This is a genomic window from Aeromonas sp. ZOR0002, assembly GCF_963866995.1.
Taxonomy (GTDB): domain Bacteria; phylum Pseudomonadota; class Gammaproteobacteria; order Enterobacterales; family Aeromonadaceae; genus Aeromonas; species Aeromonas caviae.
On the sequence record NZ_CAWMFQ010000357.1, the window covers coordinates 1 to 1,245 of the forward strand.

Sequence of the window (1,245 nt, forward strand, 5' to 3'; positions counted from 1 at the left end):
GGGGAGCCGTAGGGAAACCGAGTCTTAACTGGGCGTCTAGTTGCAAGGTGTAGACCCGAAACCGGGTGATCTAGCCATGGGCAGGTTGAAGGTTGAGTAACATCAACTGGAGGACCGAACCCACTAACGTTGCAAAGTTAGGGGATGACCTGTGGCTGGGGGTGAAAGGCCAATCAAACTCGGAGATAGCTGGTTCTCCCCTAAAGCTATTTAGGTAGCGCCTCGGACGAATACTACTGGGGGTAGAGTACTGTTTGGGCTAGGGGGTCATCCCGACTTACCAACCCCATGCAAACTCCGAATACCAGTAAGTACTATCCGGGAGACACACGGCGGGTGCTAACGTCCGTCGTGAAGAGGGAAACAACCCAGACCGCCGGCTAAGGTCCCAAAGTTCTGGTTAAGTGGGAAACGATGTGGGAAGGCTCAGACAGCTAGGATGTTGGCTTAGAAGCAGCCATCATTTAAAGAAAGCGTAATAGCTCACTAGTCGAGTCGGCCTGCGCGGAAGATGTAACGGGGCTCAAACCAGGCACCGAAGCCGCGGATTCACGCTAAGCGTGAGTGGTAGGGGAGCGTTCTGTAAGTCTGCGAAGGTGTGTCGAGAGGCATGCTGGAGATATCAAAAGTGCGAATGCTGACGTAAGTAACGATAAAGGGGGTGAAAAGCCTCCTCGCCGGAAGACCAAGGGTTCCTGTCCAACGTTAATCGGGGCAGGGTGAGTCGACCCCTAAGGTGAGGCCGAAAGGCGTAGTCGATGGGAAGCAGGTTAATATTCCTGCACGACTTGTAATTGCGATGGGGGGACGGAGAAGGCTAGGTGGGCCAGGCGACGGTTGTCCTGGTGAAAGTGCGTAGGTGGTGTTTCCAGGCAAATCCGGAGACACAACACTGAGACACGAGACGAACGCACCACGGTGCGGAAGCCATTGATGCCCTGCTTCCAGGAAAAGCCTCTAAGCTTCAGATTACAAGTCATCGTACCCCAAACCGACACAGGTGGTCGGGTAGAGAATACCAAGGCGCTTGAGAGAACTCGGGTGAAGGAACTAGGCAAAATAGAACCGTAACTTCGGGAGAAGGTTCGCTCTTGATGGTGAAGTCCCTTGCGGATGGAGCTGTCGGGAGTCGCAGTGACCAGATGGCTGGGACTGTTTATCAAAAACACAGCACTCTGCAAACACGAAAGTGGACGTATAGGGTGTGACACCTGCCCGGTGCCGGAAGGTTAATTGATGGGGTTA

General features: G+C 53.8%; 1 rRNA gene. It reads left to right on the plus strand.

What is annotated here, in order from left to right:
• A 23S ribosomal RNA gene (locus tag AACR77_RS19085) occupies nucleotides 1-1,245 on the plus strand; the annotation flags it as partial.